Here is a 16,363-nt window from a genome sequence, read left to right on the forward strand (position 1 = left end):
ATGGAGGGTTACGATTTAATTGGTGATGTACACGGCTGTGGCGCCACCTTGGCGGCTCTGCTGGAAAAATTAGGCTATCACCAGCGCGGCGGGGTATACCGACATCCGCGCAGAAAGGTTATTTTCCTGGGAGATTTAATTGATCGTGGCCCGCGTATCCGCCTAGCGGTGACCATCGCTCGAAGGATGGTGGAGGAGGGCGAAGCCCACATCGTGATGGGTAATCACGAATACAATGCTCTGGCCTATACGCATCCGGCCCCGCCGGGAAGTAACCGGCGCTGGCTGCGGGAGCACACCCCTCGGCATAATCGAATTATTGAAGATACCCTGGCGCAATACCGAGACTACACCAACGAGTGGGAAGATACTCTGGCGTGGTTTAAAACGATTCCACTTTTTCTAGAGTTAGACGGCATCCGCGTTGTGCATGCCTGCTGGGATGACGAGCTGATAAGTCAGCTCCTGGCACGTGCCCCGGATGCCCGAATGGACAGCCGCTTCTTGGTTGAGTCCACTGACGCTTCGACCCAGGCGTTTCGCATACTGGATCGCTTGACCCGCGGCACTCATATCCCACTTCCTCCGGGGGTGGCTATACACTCCGGAGATGGGTTCACTCGGCAGAGTTTTCGAGCGCACTTTTGGTCTGCTAACCCACAGCAGTGGGGGGATGTGGTCTTCCAGCCGGATAATCTCCCCGGTAATTTGGAGTCTCGCAACCTAACACGCCAAGAGCGGAAGCGGCTCAGCTACTATGGGCCTGATAAGCCGCCACTGTTTATTGGCCATTACTGGTGCGAGGGGATACCTGCATTGCCCACTAATAACATCGCCTGTCTGGATTATAGTGCGGTAAAATATGGTCGCTTAGTAGCCTATCGTTGGAGTGGTGAAAAAACGTTGAATGCCGATCATTTCGTTTGGATTCAAGTGCCTAAAGAAGAGCGGGCGCAGCCTAAGCCGTGGGAAATCGATTTTGATTAAGTAAAGCTAATAAAATATACATTCAGTTACATATTTTTTGCAAAACTGCTGAACTAACCCTGTTGCCGGTTATCAGAGTAAGTGTTCCCTTGAATGATCCCTTGCTTTTTACCCGGCGGCCCCCTCCGCCGGTTTTTTTTGTTTATACGCTGGCCAAACCAATTGCAGACGCTGGGAATACGTAAATGCAAATAAGGAAGTCGCCATGCATCCCGTAACGCTTTTACCCCTAGGTGTAGATACAAGCGAGCTGCGTAAGGCGTTGTGGCACTACCGCATTGGGCACCGCATTACCGATGAGGCTGATGGGCAGCTGCTTTGGGTAGCAGACCCACGCCAGCACACAGAGCTAACGCGGCTGGTAGCACGTTGGGAGCGCGGAGAGCCGCTAATCGTTGATTCCCCTAAAGCCCGCCCACCCGCGACTCGTAATATGATTGCCATGGGCCGTCAGCTACCGGTCACCGCTTTAATGATCGGTATTAGCTTGTTGATCTTTGCGTTAACAGGCGTGTTTGGTGACCTACTGGTAGTAGCACTTACTATTGTTCCGGTGGGTGTGTCTGGTGGGCAGCTGGTGTACGGCTCACTTGGCGACACGCTTGCCTCTGGCCAGGTTTGGCGGTTGCTGTCGCCTGCGTTTTTGCATTTTGGCTGGATGCACCTGATATTCAACTTAATGTGGGTATGGTACTTCGGCCGTCAAATTGAGCAGCTTCAGGGTAGCCGCACTCTGTTGCTGCTGCTTTTGGTGGCCGGTGTAGGCGCCAATCTGGCGCAGTATGTAACCGGCACCGTGCTGTTTGGCGGCATGTCAGGGGTTGTGTACGCTCTGCTGGCTCATGTTTGGTTGATGTCGCGCCGAGTGCCAAACAGCGGCTTTTTTGTCCCCCAAATGCTGGTCGTGTTTATGTTGGGGTGGATGGTCTTTACCATGATGGACGTCGCGGAGAGCGTGGGCTTTGGCAACGTGGCTAATGAGGCGCACCTGGGTGGTCTGCTCGTGGGGTTAGCGTCAGGCTGGTATTATTCATCTAAACGAAGAAAACGCTGAGCGAGGAGCCTGCGATGAGCGATATGACTTTTGATCGAATGATCAACCAAATGACTCCTGCTATTTATGAAAGCCTTAAACAAGCGGTGTCATTACGTAAGTGGCCTGACGGTCGACGCCTAACGCCAGAGCAGACAGAGCTTTGCCTTGAAGCCGTCATGCGTTTTGAAATGGAAAATAACGTGCCCGAAGAGAACCGTGTTGGCTACCTTGAACGCCGTACCTGCGGGGCAGGTGCAACGGGCGCTGGCGTTACCCCTGAAATGGCGGGTCTCGCCCGGGATGCCACGCGTGACTGATAGTCTGTTCCCCACTTCGTCAGTGATGACCCAGGTACCCACTGCTCAAGGGTGTCTGACAAAGATGGCAGCGGCACTGCCTGCTAGTCCTGAGGATTCAGTGGTGTATCACCTGCGGACAGGTGAGCAGCGTCTTTTGCTTAATACGCACATTGGAGAGCGGCTGAGCCTTACCTGGAGCGGCGCCATTGCCTGTACCCACTGCGGTCGGGCGACTAAAAAAAGCTTTGCTCAAGGCCACTGCTATCCTTGCTTTAAACGCTTGGCCCAGTGCGATACGTGCATAATGAAGCCGGAAACCTGCCACTATCACCTAGGTACTTGCCGTGAGCCTGAGTGGGGTGAAAAGCACTGTTTTCAGCCACATATTGTCTATTTAGCAAACTCATCGGGGCTAAAAGTAGGTATTACTCGCAAGACGCAAATGCCTACCCGTTGGCTCGATCAGGGCGCCATTCAAGCGCTACCCATTTTAGAGGTGGAGACACGTCAGCAGTCAGGCTTTGTCGAAATGCTGTTCAAAGAGCAAGTGGCCGACCGGACTAATTGGCGAGCCATGCTTAAAGGTGACGTGGAGCCGTTAGATTTAGTCGCCGAGCGCGACCAGCTTTTCCACCAGCTGGCGGATGGGCTTAACCAGCTGCGTGAAACGCACGGTGCAGAGGCAGTGCGCACGCTGGATGAAAAGCCACTTCACTTTCACTATCCCGTCGATACTTTCCCCCGCAAGGTGGTTTCGCACAATTTTGATAAAAACCCCCATGTGGAGGGTGTGCTGCAGGGCGTGAAAGGGCAGTACCTGATGTTTGATACAGGCGTTATTAACCTACGAAAATTCACAGGTTACGACATTACGGTACGGTAAGCGGCTAGCCAGAGTGGCTTGGGTTGACTAAGGTTAATGGAGTGAAATCACCCAAGCCCTAAGCAACGCAAGGAAGCCGCAATGCCCTGGCTAAAACTGCTTCACATTGCCGCGCTGGTTATCTGGTGCGGTTCACTTCTGTATTTACCCGCCTTGCTTAGTCACGCCCTTCAGCTTCGTAAAGATGCTGGCTTTGCTCAGGGCGCTCCGCCCATGCCGCGCTTTTTTTACAACTCGGTGGCGACGCCAGCAGCCCTTGTTGCAATTGCCTCGGGTACGCTGCTGTTTCTATTGCATGGCCTGCTGGGCGGTTGGCTAATTCTTAAACTCGGTGCTGTGGTGGCGATGGTGGCGGCTCACGGCTGCTTTGGCTGGCTAATCTTACGGTTGGAATTAGGTATTTATAAAGGGGTGAAACCCGCCATGCTGCTTGCATTGTTGTTAGCAGCGGCAGGAATCTTAGCAGTACTTGGGATTGTGCTGGCTAAGCCTCTAGACTGGAGTTAAGTGCCAATGAAAAGCCTTATTGCGCCTTCCATATGGTTAATCAACATCCACGCCCACTGCGTGCTCATACACCAGTTGGCCACCCAGCCAGCCCACCAGCGCAATAAGTGCGCCGGTGAGCAGCGATACGGTAAGCCCCCAAGGCAGAACGGCGCTAGGCTCATTAAAGCGCAGCAGCCAGTTAAACGACGCCAGGGAGAGCATCACAACGGCCACAATGGCATGGCTCCAACCGGTAATCAGACGACGGATGCGTGCGACGGTTACCAAGTCAATAATTCCTGCGATCGACGCAATCCAGCCGCCAAACGCCCCTACGCCCGCCAGCCAAAGGCCGCTGCGCAGCCAAAAAGGGTCGTTGGTGTACCAGTAAGCCAGATCGCTAGCTACCAGAGCCATCAAGGCGGCGACAGGAAAGTGGATCATTACGGGATGCAATGGGTGGCCAGCCAGCGAAGCGCGGCTTTTAATTGATCGTTGGGGCGTGGGTGCCATAGTCACTTCCTGTGGGCAGACAAAGGGAAATAGCAAATGAGGGATCGCGACGGCTATACGGCTTCATCAAATATTCAACGCGTATCGCGTCAACGGGTCAACTCAATAGCGTTGGTGGCGATACTCGCCGCGGCTATCTTAACCGCAGGATGTTCAGGCGATAAATCTATTCTAGACCCCGCTGGGCAAGCTGCACGCGATGTGACGCTGATTTGGTGGATGATGCTGACCTTCGGCACGGTGGTACTTGTTGCCGTAACAGCACTCTGGCTTTACGCCTTTAAGCCCCGGGAGGTGACGCGTACCCCTGTTCAGGAGCGTCGCATTGCTCGCCGCTGGATTCTAGGCGGCGGTATCTTACTGCCCGTGTCCAGCATTATCGCACTGTTAGCGTTTGGCGTCCCTGCCGGGCAGCGGATGCTGGCAAGCGACGATTCAGCCGAGGTGATTGAGGTAATTGGCCATCAGTGGTGGTTCGAGGTGCGCTATCCCAACGCTGAAGGGGGGGAAGTGGTAACCGCGAACCATCTGGTGATGCCTGTGGGCGAGCCGGTTGATTTCCATGTGAGTGGTGCGGATGTGATTCACGCCTTCTGGATACCGCGCTTGGGTGGCAAAGTGGATATGATCCCTGGCAGGGTGAATCGTATCCGTCTAGAGGCTGATATCCCGGCAGTGTTTGGCGCCCAGTGTGCGGAGCTTTGCGGTATTGGACATGCACATATGCACCTTCATGTTGAGTCGCTTCCTCGGGAGGAGTACGACGCCTGGCTTGCAGGGCGCCAAGAAGACCAGCTTGGCGCGTTAGCCACTGCCGACGCCACCCACGATGATGCGCGAGATGCTTTCATGACCCACTGTGCTAGCTGCCACCAAGTGGCAGGGGTGAGCGGTGGCACCACAGGGCCGAACTTATCGGATATAGGTAGCCGCGCCACGCTTGGGGCGGGCGTTATGGCGATGGAGGAGGGGGCAGTGAGCCGGTGGCTGAAACACCACCAATCGCTGAAGCCGGGAAATAAAATGCCGGCCCACGATGATATCGATACGGACACCCTGGATGCCCTAGGCGCTTGGTTGGAGACCTTAAACCCATGAGTACCGTCAACCAAGAAGCGATCAAACACGATCCACAGCAATTACATGACGACCTTCACGAAATTTGGGGCAATCCAAAAGGGCTTAAAGCGCTAACGATTGTTAATCACACCACTCTGGGCCTGCGTTTTATGGTTACCGGGATGGTGTTTTTCTTGATCGGCGGCATGCTTGCCATGCTGGTTCGTACCCAGCTGGCAATGCCTGATCAAGATTTCATGTCGCCGGATATTTATAACCAAGTCACCACCATGCACGGCACGGTGATGATGTTCCTGTTCGCTATTCCCATGCTGGAAGGGCTAGCGATCTATCTGATTCCAAAGATGATCGGCGCGCGTGATTTGGTTTGCCCAAGGCTGACGTCGTTAGGCTACTGGTGCTACTTATTTGGCGGCATCATCCTGATGTCCAGCCTTGTTTTGGAGATGGCACCGTCCAGCGGTTGGTTTATGTATACCCCGTTGAGCAGCAGCGAATTTTCCCCAGGCTTAGGCTCAGACTTCTGGCTGCTGGGCATCACCTTTGTGGAGATTTCTGCGCTTTCGGCAGGGGTTGAGATTGTCGTTTCAATCTTGCGTACCCGTACCCAGGGAATGGCGCTGCACAAAATGCCGCTGTTTGCCTGGTATATCCTGGCCATGGCGTTAATGATTGTGGTGGGCTTTCCGCCGCTAATCTTAGCCAGTGTGCTACTGGAGCTTGAACGTGCCGTGGGCATGCCGTTTTTTGAAGTCGCTGGCGGAGGTGATCCGATTCTATGGCAGCATTTGTTCTGGCTGTTCGGGCACCCTGAGGTGTACATCATTTTCCTGCCTGCGGCGGGGATCATCTCGACGCTGATTCCTGTCTTTGCCGGAAGGCCCATCGTCGGCTACGGCTGGGTAGTCTTTGCCATTATTGTCACGGGGTTCATCAGCTTCGGCCTGTGGGTTCACCACATGTTCACGGTGGGCATTCCCCAGCTGGCGCAGGCCTTTTTCTCGGCGGCCAGTATGCTGGTGGCGGTGCCCACGGCCATTCAGGTGTTCGTGTGGCTAGCCACGCTATGGCTGGGCAAGCCTAAAATGAAGCTCCCCATGCTGTGGGTGCTGGGCTTTCTGATCATCTTTGTCTGCGGTGGTTTAACCGGCGTCATGCTGGCGCTGGTGCCGTTTAACTGGCAGGTGCACGATACCCACTTTGTGGTGGCGCACATGCACTACGTGCTGGTGGGGGGCATGTTCTTCCCGCTGATTGCTGGCCTTTATTACTGGTTGCCGCTGTTTTCCGGGCGCATGCCTTCCGAAAATCTGGGCCGCTGGGGTTTTTGGCTGACGTTTTTGGGTTTCAACGGCACTTTCCTGATCATGCACTGGACCGGGCTTCTGGGGATGCCGCGCCGCGTCTACACCTACGACACCGGCATGGGCTGGGATATCTATAACCTGCTTTCGTCGGTCAGCAGCTTTGTCATGTCGGCTGGTATTGCCATGGTGCTGCTGGATATTGCGTTACATTTCCGCTTTGGCAAACCCGCCAAGCAGAACCCATGGAATGCCGACACACTTGAGTGGGCAAACACCATGCCGCCCAGTGCCTACAACTTCGTCAGCCTGCCTAAGGTTGAAACGCGTCACCCCTTGTGGGATGACCCTAACCTGCCTGTCACTATGGCGGAAGGGAAGCACTCGCTGGCGGTTGCTACGCACGGGCGGCGTGAGATGTGGGGCACCGACCCCATCTCTGGCAAGGTGCGTGAAATTATCCACCTGCCGGGTAACTCCTGGTGGCCCCTGTTTGCTGCCATGGCGCTGGCGGTGGTGTGTATCAGCCTGCTGGTGCGGGTCTATGCGCTGGCCGGTGTCTTCGTGCTGATTGCCGGGGTGTTCCTGCTGCGCTGGTCCTGGGAGAACGGCGCGCACCCCAAAGCCGCTCCGGATGCTGCGGTGGCGCCCGGTGACCCGCCGCTGCACTCTCGCACCATGGATGGCCCAGGCGTCTGGGCGATGGCCATATTTTTAATCGCCAACGGCTCCTTTTTCCTCTCTTATTTATTTGGCTGGTTTTATCTCTGGACCGTGTCGCCTGAGTGGCGCATGCCAGCGGTGCCGCCGCTCTCATTAAGTATTCTGGGTGGCGCTGGTATTGCAGTGCTGACGGGCTATGGCGTGATGGCAAAACTAATACGCGGACTTCGCCAGCAGCGTGATGCTGGTTTGGGCGCAGGCTTCTACCTGGCAGGTGCACTGGGCACCTTACAGGTAGCCTTAACGGGTTGGGCGCTATATTCGGCCGATCTATCGCCAACCCACACCACCCACGATGCGATTATGTTGGTGGGTCTTATCTACGCCCTGTTTCACGGCGGCTTAGCGGTTATTCTTACCGTGATGCAAGGGTTACGCGTAGGTTATGGCTACGTGGGTGTTCATGCGCCTTTTGAGCCTGCGGTGGTAGTACAGCTATGGCGCTATAACGTGGTTACCTTCTGGGTGTTGGTAGGGGCGCTTGCTGTTCTGCCCCGTGTGATAGGGGGCTAAGCACTATGACAACTCTAATGGAGCGTTTACGTTTAACCCATCCCCTTCACTTTGTGATTGGCTTGACGCTGTGGTGTATCTGGTTTGTTGTGGTTTACGGAGGTCACGCAGTCGCCTGTGAAGCCGCGGCGCCTTCGCCTGAGCAGGGTGCGTTTACCCTGCTGAATGGAGGTCTGCTGCTGGTTAGCCTCATAACCATTGCCGTGCTGTTGATGCTTACCTGGGGGTGTTATCAAGCCTTTGAACAACACCAGGGGCGCGAGCGATTTAATGCAGCGGTTTCTGCGGGGCTATACCTGTTTTCTGCACTTGGCGTTGTGTTTGTTGCGCTGCCTATCGTCGGGGTGCCGCCGTGCCTGTAACGCTCGTGCTTGGCTATGCATAAAAAAGCGGCACCCCCGTGTTTAGGCATCGAGGAAGCACCGCTTTATACTCTCCACGGCATGTGGTGCACCAGCTGTGCGCTGGCGGTTGAGGGGGGTCTTAAACGGCTGGCGGGCGTTTCAGAGGTTAGCGTTCACTACCCAACCGCCACGGTGTGGGTAAAGGGCGCGCCTGATGCTATTCGGCTAGCGGTTCTCGCGCCCCACGTAGCGAAAATCGGTTACCGGTTAACAGAGCTTGAGGCCGTGGGCGATGCCCATGCGCGCCTTGAACAAGAGAGCCGCTACCTGACACTTCGCTTAATCGTAGGCTCAGTGTTTGGCATGTGGACCATGCTGGCGTCGCTGTTGATATACGCCGGTGCGCTACCCAGTGTTCAGATAGAGAGCGTCGTTGCGTGGATTTCTGGTGCGTTTGCGCTGCCCGTAGTGCTTTACGCAGGCCTGCCTTTCTACCGTGCCGGTTGGCGCACGCTACTCGCCAAGCGCCCAGGGATGGATGTGCTGGTCAGTTTAGGAGTTATCGGGGCAGTGGTGGTCTCAGCTTGGCTCTTATGCCGTGGCTCAGTGGAGGTCTATTTTGATACCGCCGTGATGCTGATTGTGCTGCTTTTGGTTGGTCGCCTAGTGGAAACGTTTTGCCGTCAGCGGGGCTTAAAGGCGTTTGACGCGCTGGCGTTACCCAGTGTGGAAGTGACCGTTTGGCAACATGGTCAGCGGATGTCTCTACCCGTTGAAGACGTTGCCCAGGGCGCACAAATAGACGTGGCCCAGGGTGAGACAATTCCGTTGGACGGTACGCTGGAAACCTCGGGTTGGATAGATACGGCGACCCTCTCCGGTGAAAGCGTGCCACGCTTCTTTACCAAGGGGCAGAAGGTGTATGCAGGCTGCCGCTCTTTAAATGGGGCAGCTCCCCTGACGATTCGAGTCACAGCACCGGTTGGGCAGCGGCGGGTGGATAAGTTGTGCGAACAAATGCGCCGTTTTCAGGCCCAAAAGGGCGAACTACAAACCTTAGCCGAGCGGTTTGCCGCTTGGTTAAGTCCCGCTGCGCTCGTACTTGGGGTTTTGACGCTGCCTGCTGCGTTGCTTTTTGGGGTGGGGTGGGAAGAGGCCACCGTGCGTGCACTTTCTGTCTTAGTGGTGGCCTGCCCCTGCGCGGTAGGCCTGGCGGTGCCGCTTTCTAATTTAGCAGGCAGCAGTCAAGCGTTGCAGCAGGGCATTGCCCTACGTGACCCGGCCGCCCTTGAGGTGCTCGCCAATGTGCGCGTTATCGCTTTTGATAAAACCGGCACGTTAACTCGTGGGCAGCATCGCGTACTGCACGCTGATGTGCGCAATTCCCATCACATCGACTTTCCGCAAATGCTGGGTTCTGCCTTGAAGCACAGCGAGCATCCGCTTGCGTATGGCCTGCTGCAGTGGGCAACCACTTCTGAATGCCAAGTGGGTTACGAGGTGGCGCAACGAAAAGACTTCCCTGGTAGTGGTCAACGCATCGTGTTTACTAACGGTGAACAGTGGTTCTTAGGCAATGCCGTGTGGGTGAGCGCACAGCTTGAGCGCCAGGACCAGGCCTTATCTGAAAACGCCCAAGATCCTGCCTATGACTTTGCTTCTCAAGTAGTGGTGGCAGATAGCGAGGGCTGGCTTGCCACGCTATATCTAGCTGATCAGCCGGTAACTGACGCTCAAGCAACCATACAGCAGCTACAAGTCGCAGGTTATGGGCTGGCGATGATCAGCGGTGACCGCCAAGGTCCCGTGAGTTGGCTGGGTCAGCAGGTAGGGCTACCTAAAGAGGCTTGCTATGCCCAACGCTCGCCTGAGGCCAAAGCAAAACTGCTGACCGCACTGCCATCGCCCACGCTGTACGTAGGCGATGGCGTGAACGACACGCTCAGTCTAGCCGCAGCTGGGGTGGGGTTAGCGCCTATGCAGGCAAGTGAGGCCGCTCGGGAGGGCGCTGCTGCGCAGTTGCTGACGCCAGGAGTGGGTGGCGTGGTGCGGCTATTAAACATTGCTAAGCGCACGCGCCGAGTAATGGTGCAAAATCTTACGTTTTCAGTACTTTATAATACTTTAGCCATTGGCTTAGTGGTGGTGATGGCGATACCACCACTAGTCGCTGTGTTGGCTATGGCGGCTAGCTCACTTAGCGTTATGCTCAATGTGGCAAGGTTGGCGTGGGCCTAAACAGGCGACGTTAACGATACCCCAGCGCTTGCCCCAAACGCTCCGCATTCGAGGCCACCCACTGAGCGTCAATCGCACCCCAGTGTTTAATGGTGTAGTGGCCAATATTATGCCGTTCACCTTCGCCTTTCTCGAACACACACTCGATATCCAGTTCCGCTAGGGACGCGATCGTATCTTGCGCGGTGCGCCGTGGCATGCCGGTCGCCTCAATAAGCGCAGGCACGCTCGCGACACCTTGCTCAATTAGATGTGCAACGTACAGGCGACGGTAAAAACTCGACTTGGTTTTACTGAGTTGGAGCATTCGGTTTCCTTGGCGGCAACTTATTCGTGTGCTGCCTAGCTTAAATGAATAAATCCCCCTGTGCCCGGGGCGGGCGAAAATCGCGGGTATTCAACCCCTGCTCTGTGCGGGGCTGCATGTTCCACTGGCGGCTAGCGCGCTTAAAGCGCTGGGCTATCAAGTCGGCAAATACCCCTTCACCGCGAAAGCGCTTTCCAAACTGCGCGTCGTAGTTCTGGCCGCCTCGGCATTGGCGAATGAAGCTCATCACTTTAGGCGCTCGCTCGGGGTAGTGGGCGTTGAGCCAAGCTTCAAACAGCGGCGCGACCTCGTGGGGCAGCCGCAGCAGCATCCAAGTCGCGGTGCGCGCCCCGGCACGGCTGGCGGCTTCCAGAATGCGCTCAATTTCGTGGTCGGTCAGGCCGGGAATAATCGGCGATACCAGCGTGCCCACCGGTATTCCCGCCGTGTTTAGCTCACGAATCACTTTCAGGCGCGCCTGCGGCGATGCCGCACGGGGTTCCAGCTTGCGCTTTAGGTTAGCGTCTAGACTGGTCAAGCTCACGAACACCCGCACCAAGCGATACTCGGCCATTTCTGCTAGTAGATCGATATCCCGCAAAATCAGCGTGCTTTTCGTGACTAGCGTCACCGGGTGGCGGCAAGCCAACAGCAATTCTAGCAAGCGGCGAGTGGTTTGGTAGGTGGCTTCTAGCGGCTGGTAACAGTCGGTATTGCCGGAGAGGTTAATGGGTCGGCAAACATAGTGAGGGTGGCAAAGCTCCTCTTTTAAATGCTCCACCAGCCCGCGGCGGGCGATCAGTTTGGTTTCAAAATCCAGCCCCGGCGATAAATCCCAATAGGCGTGAGATGGGCGCGCGTAGCAGTAGACACAGCCATGTTCACAGCCGCGATAAGGATTAAGCGAACGATCAAAAGGTAGGTCTGGAGAGTTGTTCCAAGAGAGCGCGCTTTTACTGGCTTCCTCGCGCACTTCTGTCGCTAGCGAGGTAGAGGCTTCATCCTGCCACCAGCCGTCATCCTCCGCCACGCTGCGGGTAGGGGCAAAGCGGTTATGCGGGTCGTAGGTTGCACCGCGCCCTTTATGCACGGTAGCGCGAGAGGAATCCAGTGATGTCATCTGCCACCTCGTGAGTGATCATAAGGGATATGTTTATTTGTACAGTATAAAGTGTTGGCGAGGCGCGGCAAGAGTTAGGTGGTTTTGGAAACCAACTACTTCCGCCTTTCAAAACGAGGTTAGGAAGGTAGTGCTTCGTAGTGCAGTGTCGCTGACTAATTTAGAAAGGTACGATGCATAGATAGTTCGTTCTGATAGGGTGTGAACGTTTTCGGTACGCTTTTACGGTGACCCAAGAATTATATGTTCGCAGCAATGGACAAGTAATTTCTCGGCATTTTTTAGCGTGTCATTTCATGTGCTGGAGTAATGGCTTTCACATTACCGCTCATATGCCTCAGCCATTAACATTTTCGATGATCCTTTGAGTGGCGAATATTTAGGCTATACCCAGTAAGCAAAAGTATTACCCAGAAAAACTAGCTCCCCGCATATCATAATGATAATCTCATTTAAATTAATCTAATCTTGCTGTTTAGCATGTAAGGCGACACAGCGGTGCGCTATTTATAGACAGCACGAGTCGCCAGCTCATTAGCGCTAAGCTGGTTCTTACACTTGATATAGAGTACTTATGCAGAAGATTTATCAGTTAGTAACATATGTGTTTTGTGTGTTTTTAGCACTCACGGCGGCTGCGCAAAGCAGCGCCGATGATGAATATAGTGCTCGCTACAGCAAATGCATGGATGCCTCCGGTGGCGTTACCGTGAACATGCTTAACTGTATTGCCGATGAAATGGCCGTTCAAGATGCACGGCTAAATACAGCCTACAGCGATGCCCGAAGTGAGCTTTCTGAAGAGCGCCGCGAAGCGTTGCTCGCCGCCCAACGGCTATGGATCAATTACCGTGACGCCAACTGCAATTTCTACGCCACGGCGGGCGGCACGCTAGCCCAGGTGGTGAGTAATGAATGCTTTTTACGGGAAACCACCCAGCGTGCTACCGAGCTGGAGAATATGCTGGGGTGGTAGGTTTTCTACATGCGTAGATAACGTGTGAGATGCTTTAATCAGCAGCAGTGGGCGGGTGCTCATATTTTTGTCAGGGTTGGGTAAACGTTGGGTTTTAAGGCCAAGCGGGTGGGCAGTTAGTTATAGTGGGTCAAAGGAGCGCGCTTGAAGCTTGGCTAAGGAGAAAAATACAGTGATCTTGAAGGAAAAAGATGCCTTAGTGACAACTGACAAACGCAGCCATTACGGTTATCAACAAGAAAAGGATGTAGCGTTTCACTTGCGCCGCGAATTTGGGGATAACGATCAAGTGCTTGTTTTTAACGATTTGCGTTTGACGCACTGTGGAGAAAACGCGCAGATCGACCATCTGATAGTTTATCCATTTGGTTTTATCGTCATTGAATCCAAGAGCATTAGTGGTGAAGTTAATGTGAACGCTGAAGGGGAGTGGTCTCGCAGCTATCGCGGAGAGTGGCGTGGAATGCCATCTCCCTTGCGGCAAGCTGAACTCCAGCAGGACTTATTGAAAAACCTCTTGCGCGCAAATGTTGAGCAGTTCGTGCGGAAAATTCTTGGCATTCAAGGCCAGGTGGGAGGGCGAGAGTGGCATGTACTATGTGCCGTTTCAAGCTCTGCCATTTTAGACCGTAAGAAGATGCCAGCAAGAATATCCGAGCTTACGGTGAAGTCAGAGTTTGTGGTAGAGCACGTGAAGAAGCTGATTGGTTCGCTAGGTTCGTTGTCGGTATTGAAAGGGCGTGCCCGTTTCAACGAACGAGAGCTTTTAGCGATAGGTGACTTTTTAATTCAGCAGGATGCCGAGGCTAGGGAAAATTACCAGCCCTCACAGCCCACTCAAGAAAATGTAGTAAATATCGTGCGAGAGTCTGCCGTGGTGGAAGCTCCACGCTCAACTCTATTATTGTGCCGGCATTGCGGCGAAACGCATATGCTGGAAGACCGCTACGGTAAGTATGGTTATTTTGTCCGCTGTGGGAATTGCCACCAAAACACGCCGATGAAGCCTGCTTGTGCTGAGTGTAAATCGCGCTCCGTTGTAGTGAATAAAAGTGGCCCAATTTATACCGCTACTTGCAGAAGCTGTAATCATAAATTTACGCTCTTTCAAGCAGAAGATGTTACGGAAAAAGGGTAATGTCCCTGTTAGCGCTTTCTCAGCTAGCGGATGTATGTCGCATTACTGGCATAGTCGCTAGCTTAGGTTTACCACTCGCCACACCTAATCACAGGTGCTGCTTCAACCGCTGGGTTGTAGATATAGCACCAAGCATCACCATACTGGGTGACTAATAATGTCCGATCGTACATTCCTTTTGCGGGGGAATGATGCAGGTAATCTTCTAGTTCATCCAGCCGCGCTAGCAGTTCAGCGTTAATGGCGTATATCTCCACGACCACCCCTGTGGATGGCATGAGTTTAGCGCCTGGGTAGAGGCCAAGGTCGTAAAGCGTGATCTGTGTTAAACGATCTTGGCCCAGCATATCAGCGCCGTTTAACCAATGATGATTGCGATGGCCGTGCTTTAACGTGCCGTATACCGCCACCCGTGGGCAGCGCTGGATGGCTTGGTGAAGATGCTGCATGGGGTTCACCTTGTAACAATATTGAGGTGCGGCTGAAGCTTTTTTCGATATTAATAGGCTTTTGAGCTAAAAACGCCTTGGCAGTTTGCCAAGGCGTTTTGCCAAGGCGTTTTGCTCACCTAGCTATGCACTCGTCTATGAATCTGTCTATTATCTTAGCGCTTCTTCCGCACCGGTTTTTTAGCACTGCTTTCGGGTTCAGCGTTCTGGGTTTGATGCGTCGTGCTCGGAAAGTGAGCGCGCACCAGCTCCAGCAGCCCCTGCGTAGAAGCGTCGAAGTCGGCGGCGTTGGCGTCGATGCGCTCGCTGATTTCACCGGCGATGCGCTTGCCTAGCTGTACGCCCCACTGGTCGAACGAGTTGATGTTCCAGATCACGCCCTGCACGAACACCTTGTGCTCGTAGAGCGCAATCAGCGCGCCCAGGTTTTTCGGCGTTAGCTCGTCGAGCAGTAGGGTGCTGGAGGGGCGGTTGCCGGGGCAGCTGTAGGGGTCTAGCTGGCTGAGCTCTTTGCTGTCGCCTTGGCTGCCTTCCATAAAGGCGTTGGCTTGGGCCAACATGTTGGTCAGCAGGGCGAAGTGGTGGTCTTCCACGCCCGGTTCCGGCTTGAGCGAGGCGATAAAGTCGATGGGCACATAGCGGGTGCCTTGGTGCAGCAGCTGGAAGAAGGCGTGCTGGCCGTTGGAGCCGGTTTGGCCCCATACAATCGGGCCGGTTTTGTAGTTCACCGGGTGGCCGAAAATATCTACCGACTTACCGTTAGACTCCATATCCAACTGCTGCAGGAAGGAGGGCAGTTGGTTCAACGCTTGGTCGTAGGGCACGATGGCCTGGGTTTCTGCGCCGATAAAGTTGATGTACCAGATGCCGATCAGCGCCATGAGGACCGGCATGTTTTGAGCGAAAGGCGCTTCGATAAAGTGGCGGTCCATCTCATGCGCGCCTTCCAGCAGCTCGATAAAGCCTTCAAATCCAATCGAGAGCGCAATGGGCAAACCGATGGAAGACCACATGGAGTAGCGGCCGCCCACCCAGGCCCAAAACTCAAACACGTTCTCTTCGCGAATGCCGAACTCCATCGCCGCTTTGCGGTTGGTGGAAGCGGCAATAAAGTGCGCGCCCACATCGGCGTCTTCTCCGGCGTTTTCCAGGAACCAGCGCCGCGCGGTCTTGGCGTTGAGCAGGGTTTCCTGGGTGGAGAAGGTTTTCGTAGAGACGATAAACAGCGTGGTGGCGGGGTCTAGCCGCGACAGCACTTTCTGAATATGGGTGCCGTCCACGTTAGAAACAAAGTGGAAGTGCAGCTCCGGGTGGCGATACTTCAACAGCGCACGCACCGCCATGTTGGGGCCGAGGTCCGAGCCACCAATACCGATATTGACCACGTCTTTAATGCGCTGGCCGTTATAGCCTTTCCACTCGCCGCTACGCACCGCTTCCGAGAACAGCTTGATCTGCTCGCGGGTGCGGGTGATTTCTGGCATCACGTCTTCGCCGTCCACATACACCGGCTCATCGCCCAAATGGCGTAGGGCGGTGTGGAGTACCGGACGGTTCTCGGTCACGTTAATAATGTCGCCAGAGAACATCTGGGCGCGGCGCTGTACCAGGGCGGAGTGGTCGGCTAGCTCGATGAGTTTGGCCAGCACTTCATCAGAAACGTGATGCTTTGAATAGTCGAGGAACAGGCCGCCAACGCGTAGGCTCATTTTTTCAAAGCGCTGTGGGTCACTCGTAAAATAGTCACGAATGCGGTCGTTGGCGGTTTTATCGCGCAGGCGCTCTAGGGCCTGCCAAGTGACACTGCGAGTGAGTTGGAACATAACGGGCGGTCCTATTGTTTTTACAGCGTTTGTGCATCGTTGTTACTGATGGGGCAGCGCGTGCTCTCATCACGACTTTTATTTATGTAAAAATACTACATATTGCGCATTATTAAAGCGTTTGATAAAGAAATGTGAATC

16 protein-coding genes are annotated in these 16,363 nt (G+C 54.6%); 11 read left to right on the forward strand and 5 right to left on the reverse strand.

Annotation, left to right across the window (positions count from 1 at the left end):
• From LG301_RS05805 to LG301_RS05825, 5 genes are all read left to right on the forward strand, one after another.
• On the forward strand, positions 1–987 hold the full coding sequence (locus tag LG301_RS05805; RefSeq protein ID WP_404474217.1) for a metallophosphoesterase: 987 nt from the start codon (positions 1–3) through the stop codon (positions 985–987).
• A gap of 205 nt (positions 988–1,192) precedes the next feature.
• Complete coding sequence (locus tag LG301_RS05810; RefSeq protein ID WP_404474219.1) at positions 1,193–2,041, forward strand: rhomboid family intramembrane serine protease; 849 nt, start codon at positions 1,193–1,195, stop codon at positions 2,039–2,041.
• Between the two features lie 14 nt (positions 2,042–2,055).
• On the forward strand, positions 2,056–2,340 hold the full coding sequence (locus tag LG301_RS05815) for a YeaC family protein (protein ID WP_404474221.1): 285 nt from the start codon (positions 2,056–2,058) through the stop codon (positions 2,338–2,340).
• A complete protein-coding gene (locus LG301_RS05820) occupies positions 2,324–3,205 on the forward strand; it encodes a DUF2797 domain-containing protein (RefSeq protein ID WP_404474223.1) in 882 nt (293 codons plus the stop codon). The genes LG301_RS05815 and LG301_RS05820 overlap by 17 nt, the downstream gene beginning before the upstream one ends.
• Positions 3,206–3,286: 81 nt before the next feature.
• Positions 3,287–3,712 (forward strand): CopD family protein, encoded by a 426-nt coding sequence (locus LG301_RS05825; RefSeq protein ID WP_404474225.1) that lies wholly within the window; start codon positions 3,287–3,289, stop codon positions 3,710–3,712.
• Between the two features lie 36 nt (positions 3,713–3,748).
• Here LG301_RS05825 and LG301_RS05830 read toward each other — a convergent pair whose 3' ends face one another.
• Entirely contained in the window at positions 3,749–4,207 is a 459-nt protein-coding gene (locus LG301_RS05830) for a DUF2231 domain-containing protein (protein ID WP_404474227.1), read from the reverse strand.
• Between the two features lie 36 nt (positions 4,208–4,243).
• Here LG301_RS05830 and coxB point away from each other — a divergent pair, with 36 nt between their 5' ends.
• From coxB to LG301_RS05850, 4 genes are read left to right on the forward strand one after another with little or no spacing between them, the layout of a single operon-like run.
• Positions 4,244–5,305 carry a cytochrome c oxidase subunit II gene (gene coxB / locus LG301_RS05835; protein WP_404474229.1) on the forward strand — a complete coding sequence of 354 codons (1,062 nt, stop codon included), beginning with the start codon at positions 4,244–4,246 and terminating at the stop codon, positions 5,303–5,305.
• Positions 5,302–7,827 carry a cytochrome c oxidase subunit I gene (gene ctaD, locus LG301_RS05840; RefSeq protein ID WP_404474231.1) on the forward strand — a complete coding sequence of 842 codons (2,526 nt, stop codon included), beginning with the start codon at positions 5,302–5,304 and terminating at the stop codon, positions 7,825–7,827. The genes coxB and ctaD overlap by 4 nt, the downstream gene beginning before the upstream one ends.
• A gap of 5 nt (positions 7,828–7,832) precedes the next feature.
• The gene (locus tag LG301_RS05845) at positions 7,833–8,189 is read left to right on the forward strand and encodes a hypothetical protein (protein ID WP_404474233.1); all 357 of its coding nucleotides are present in this window, start codon (positions 7,833–7,835) and stop codon (positions 8,187–8,189) included.
• Positions 8,190–8,204: 15 nt separating this feature from the next.
• Entirely contained in the window at positions 8,205–10,409 is a 2,205-nt protein-coding gene (locus LG301_RS05850) for a heavy metal translocating P-type ATPase (RefSeq protein WP_404474235.1), read from the forward strand.
• 10 nt (positions 10,410–10,419) lie between these two features.
• On the opposite strand, the gene LG301_RS05855 is transcribed toward LG301_RS05850, so the two are convergent.
• A complete protein-coding gene (locus tag LG301_RS05855; protein WP_404474236.1) occupies positions 10,420–10,716 on the reverse strand; it encodes a helix-turn-helix domain-containing protein in 297 nt (98 codons plus the stop codon).
• A 40-nt stretch (positions 10,717–10,756) separates the two neighbouring features.
• The gene (locus LG301_RS05860; protein ID WP_404474238.1) at positions 10,757–11,836 is read right to left on the reverse strand and encodes a PA0069 family radical SAM protein; all 1,080 of its coding nucleotides are present in this window, start codon (positions 11,834–11,836) and stop codon (positions 10,757–10,759) included.
• A 574-nt stretch (positions 11,837–12,410) separates the two neighbouring features.
• On the opposite strand from LG301_RS05860, the gene LG301_RS05865 reads away from it, so the two are divergent.
• Entirely contained in the window at positions 12,411–12,812 is a 402-nt protein-coding gene (locus tag LG301_RS05865) for a lysozyme inhibitor LprI family protein (protein WP_404474239.1), read from the forward strand.
• A gap of 151 nt (positions 12,813–12,963) precedes the next feature.
• Positions 12,964–13,950, forward strand: a complete 987-nt coding sequence (locus LG301_RS05870) for a nuclease-related domain-containing protein (protein WP_404474240.1) — start codon at positions 12,964–12,966, stop codon at positions 13,948–13,950.
• A 68-nt stretch (positions 13,951–14,018) separates the two neighbouring features.
• On the opposite strand, the gene LG301_RS05875 is transcribed toward LG301_RS05870, so the two are convergent.
• Positions 14,019–14,399, reverse strand: coding sequence for a gamma-glutamylcyclotransferase (locus LG301_RS05875; RefSeq protein ID WP_404474241.1), 381 nt, complete (start codon positions 14,397–14,399; stop codon positions 14,019–14,021).
• Between the two features lie 155 nt (positions 14,400–14,554).
• Entirely contained in the window at positions 14,555–16,222 is a 1,668-nt protein-coding gene (pgi, locus tag LG301_RS05880) for a glucose-6-phosphate isomerase (RefSeq protein ID WP_404474243.1), read from the reverse strand.
• Positions 16,223–16,363 lie beyond the last annotated feature (141 nt).

It is taken from the genome of Vreelandella venusta, from assembly GCF_044809155.1.
In the GTDB taxonomy this organism is placed as follows: Bacteria; Pseudomonadota; Gammaproteobacteria; order Pseudomonadales; family Halomonadaceae; genus Vreelandella; species Vreelandella venusta_B.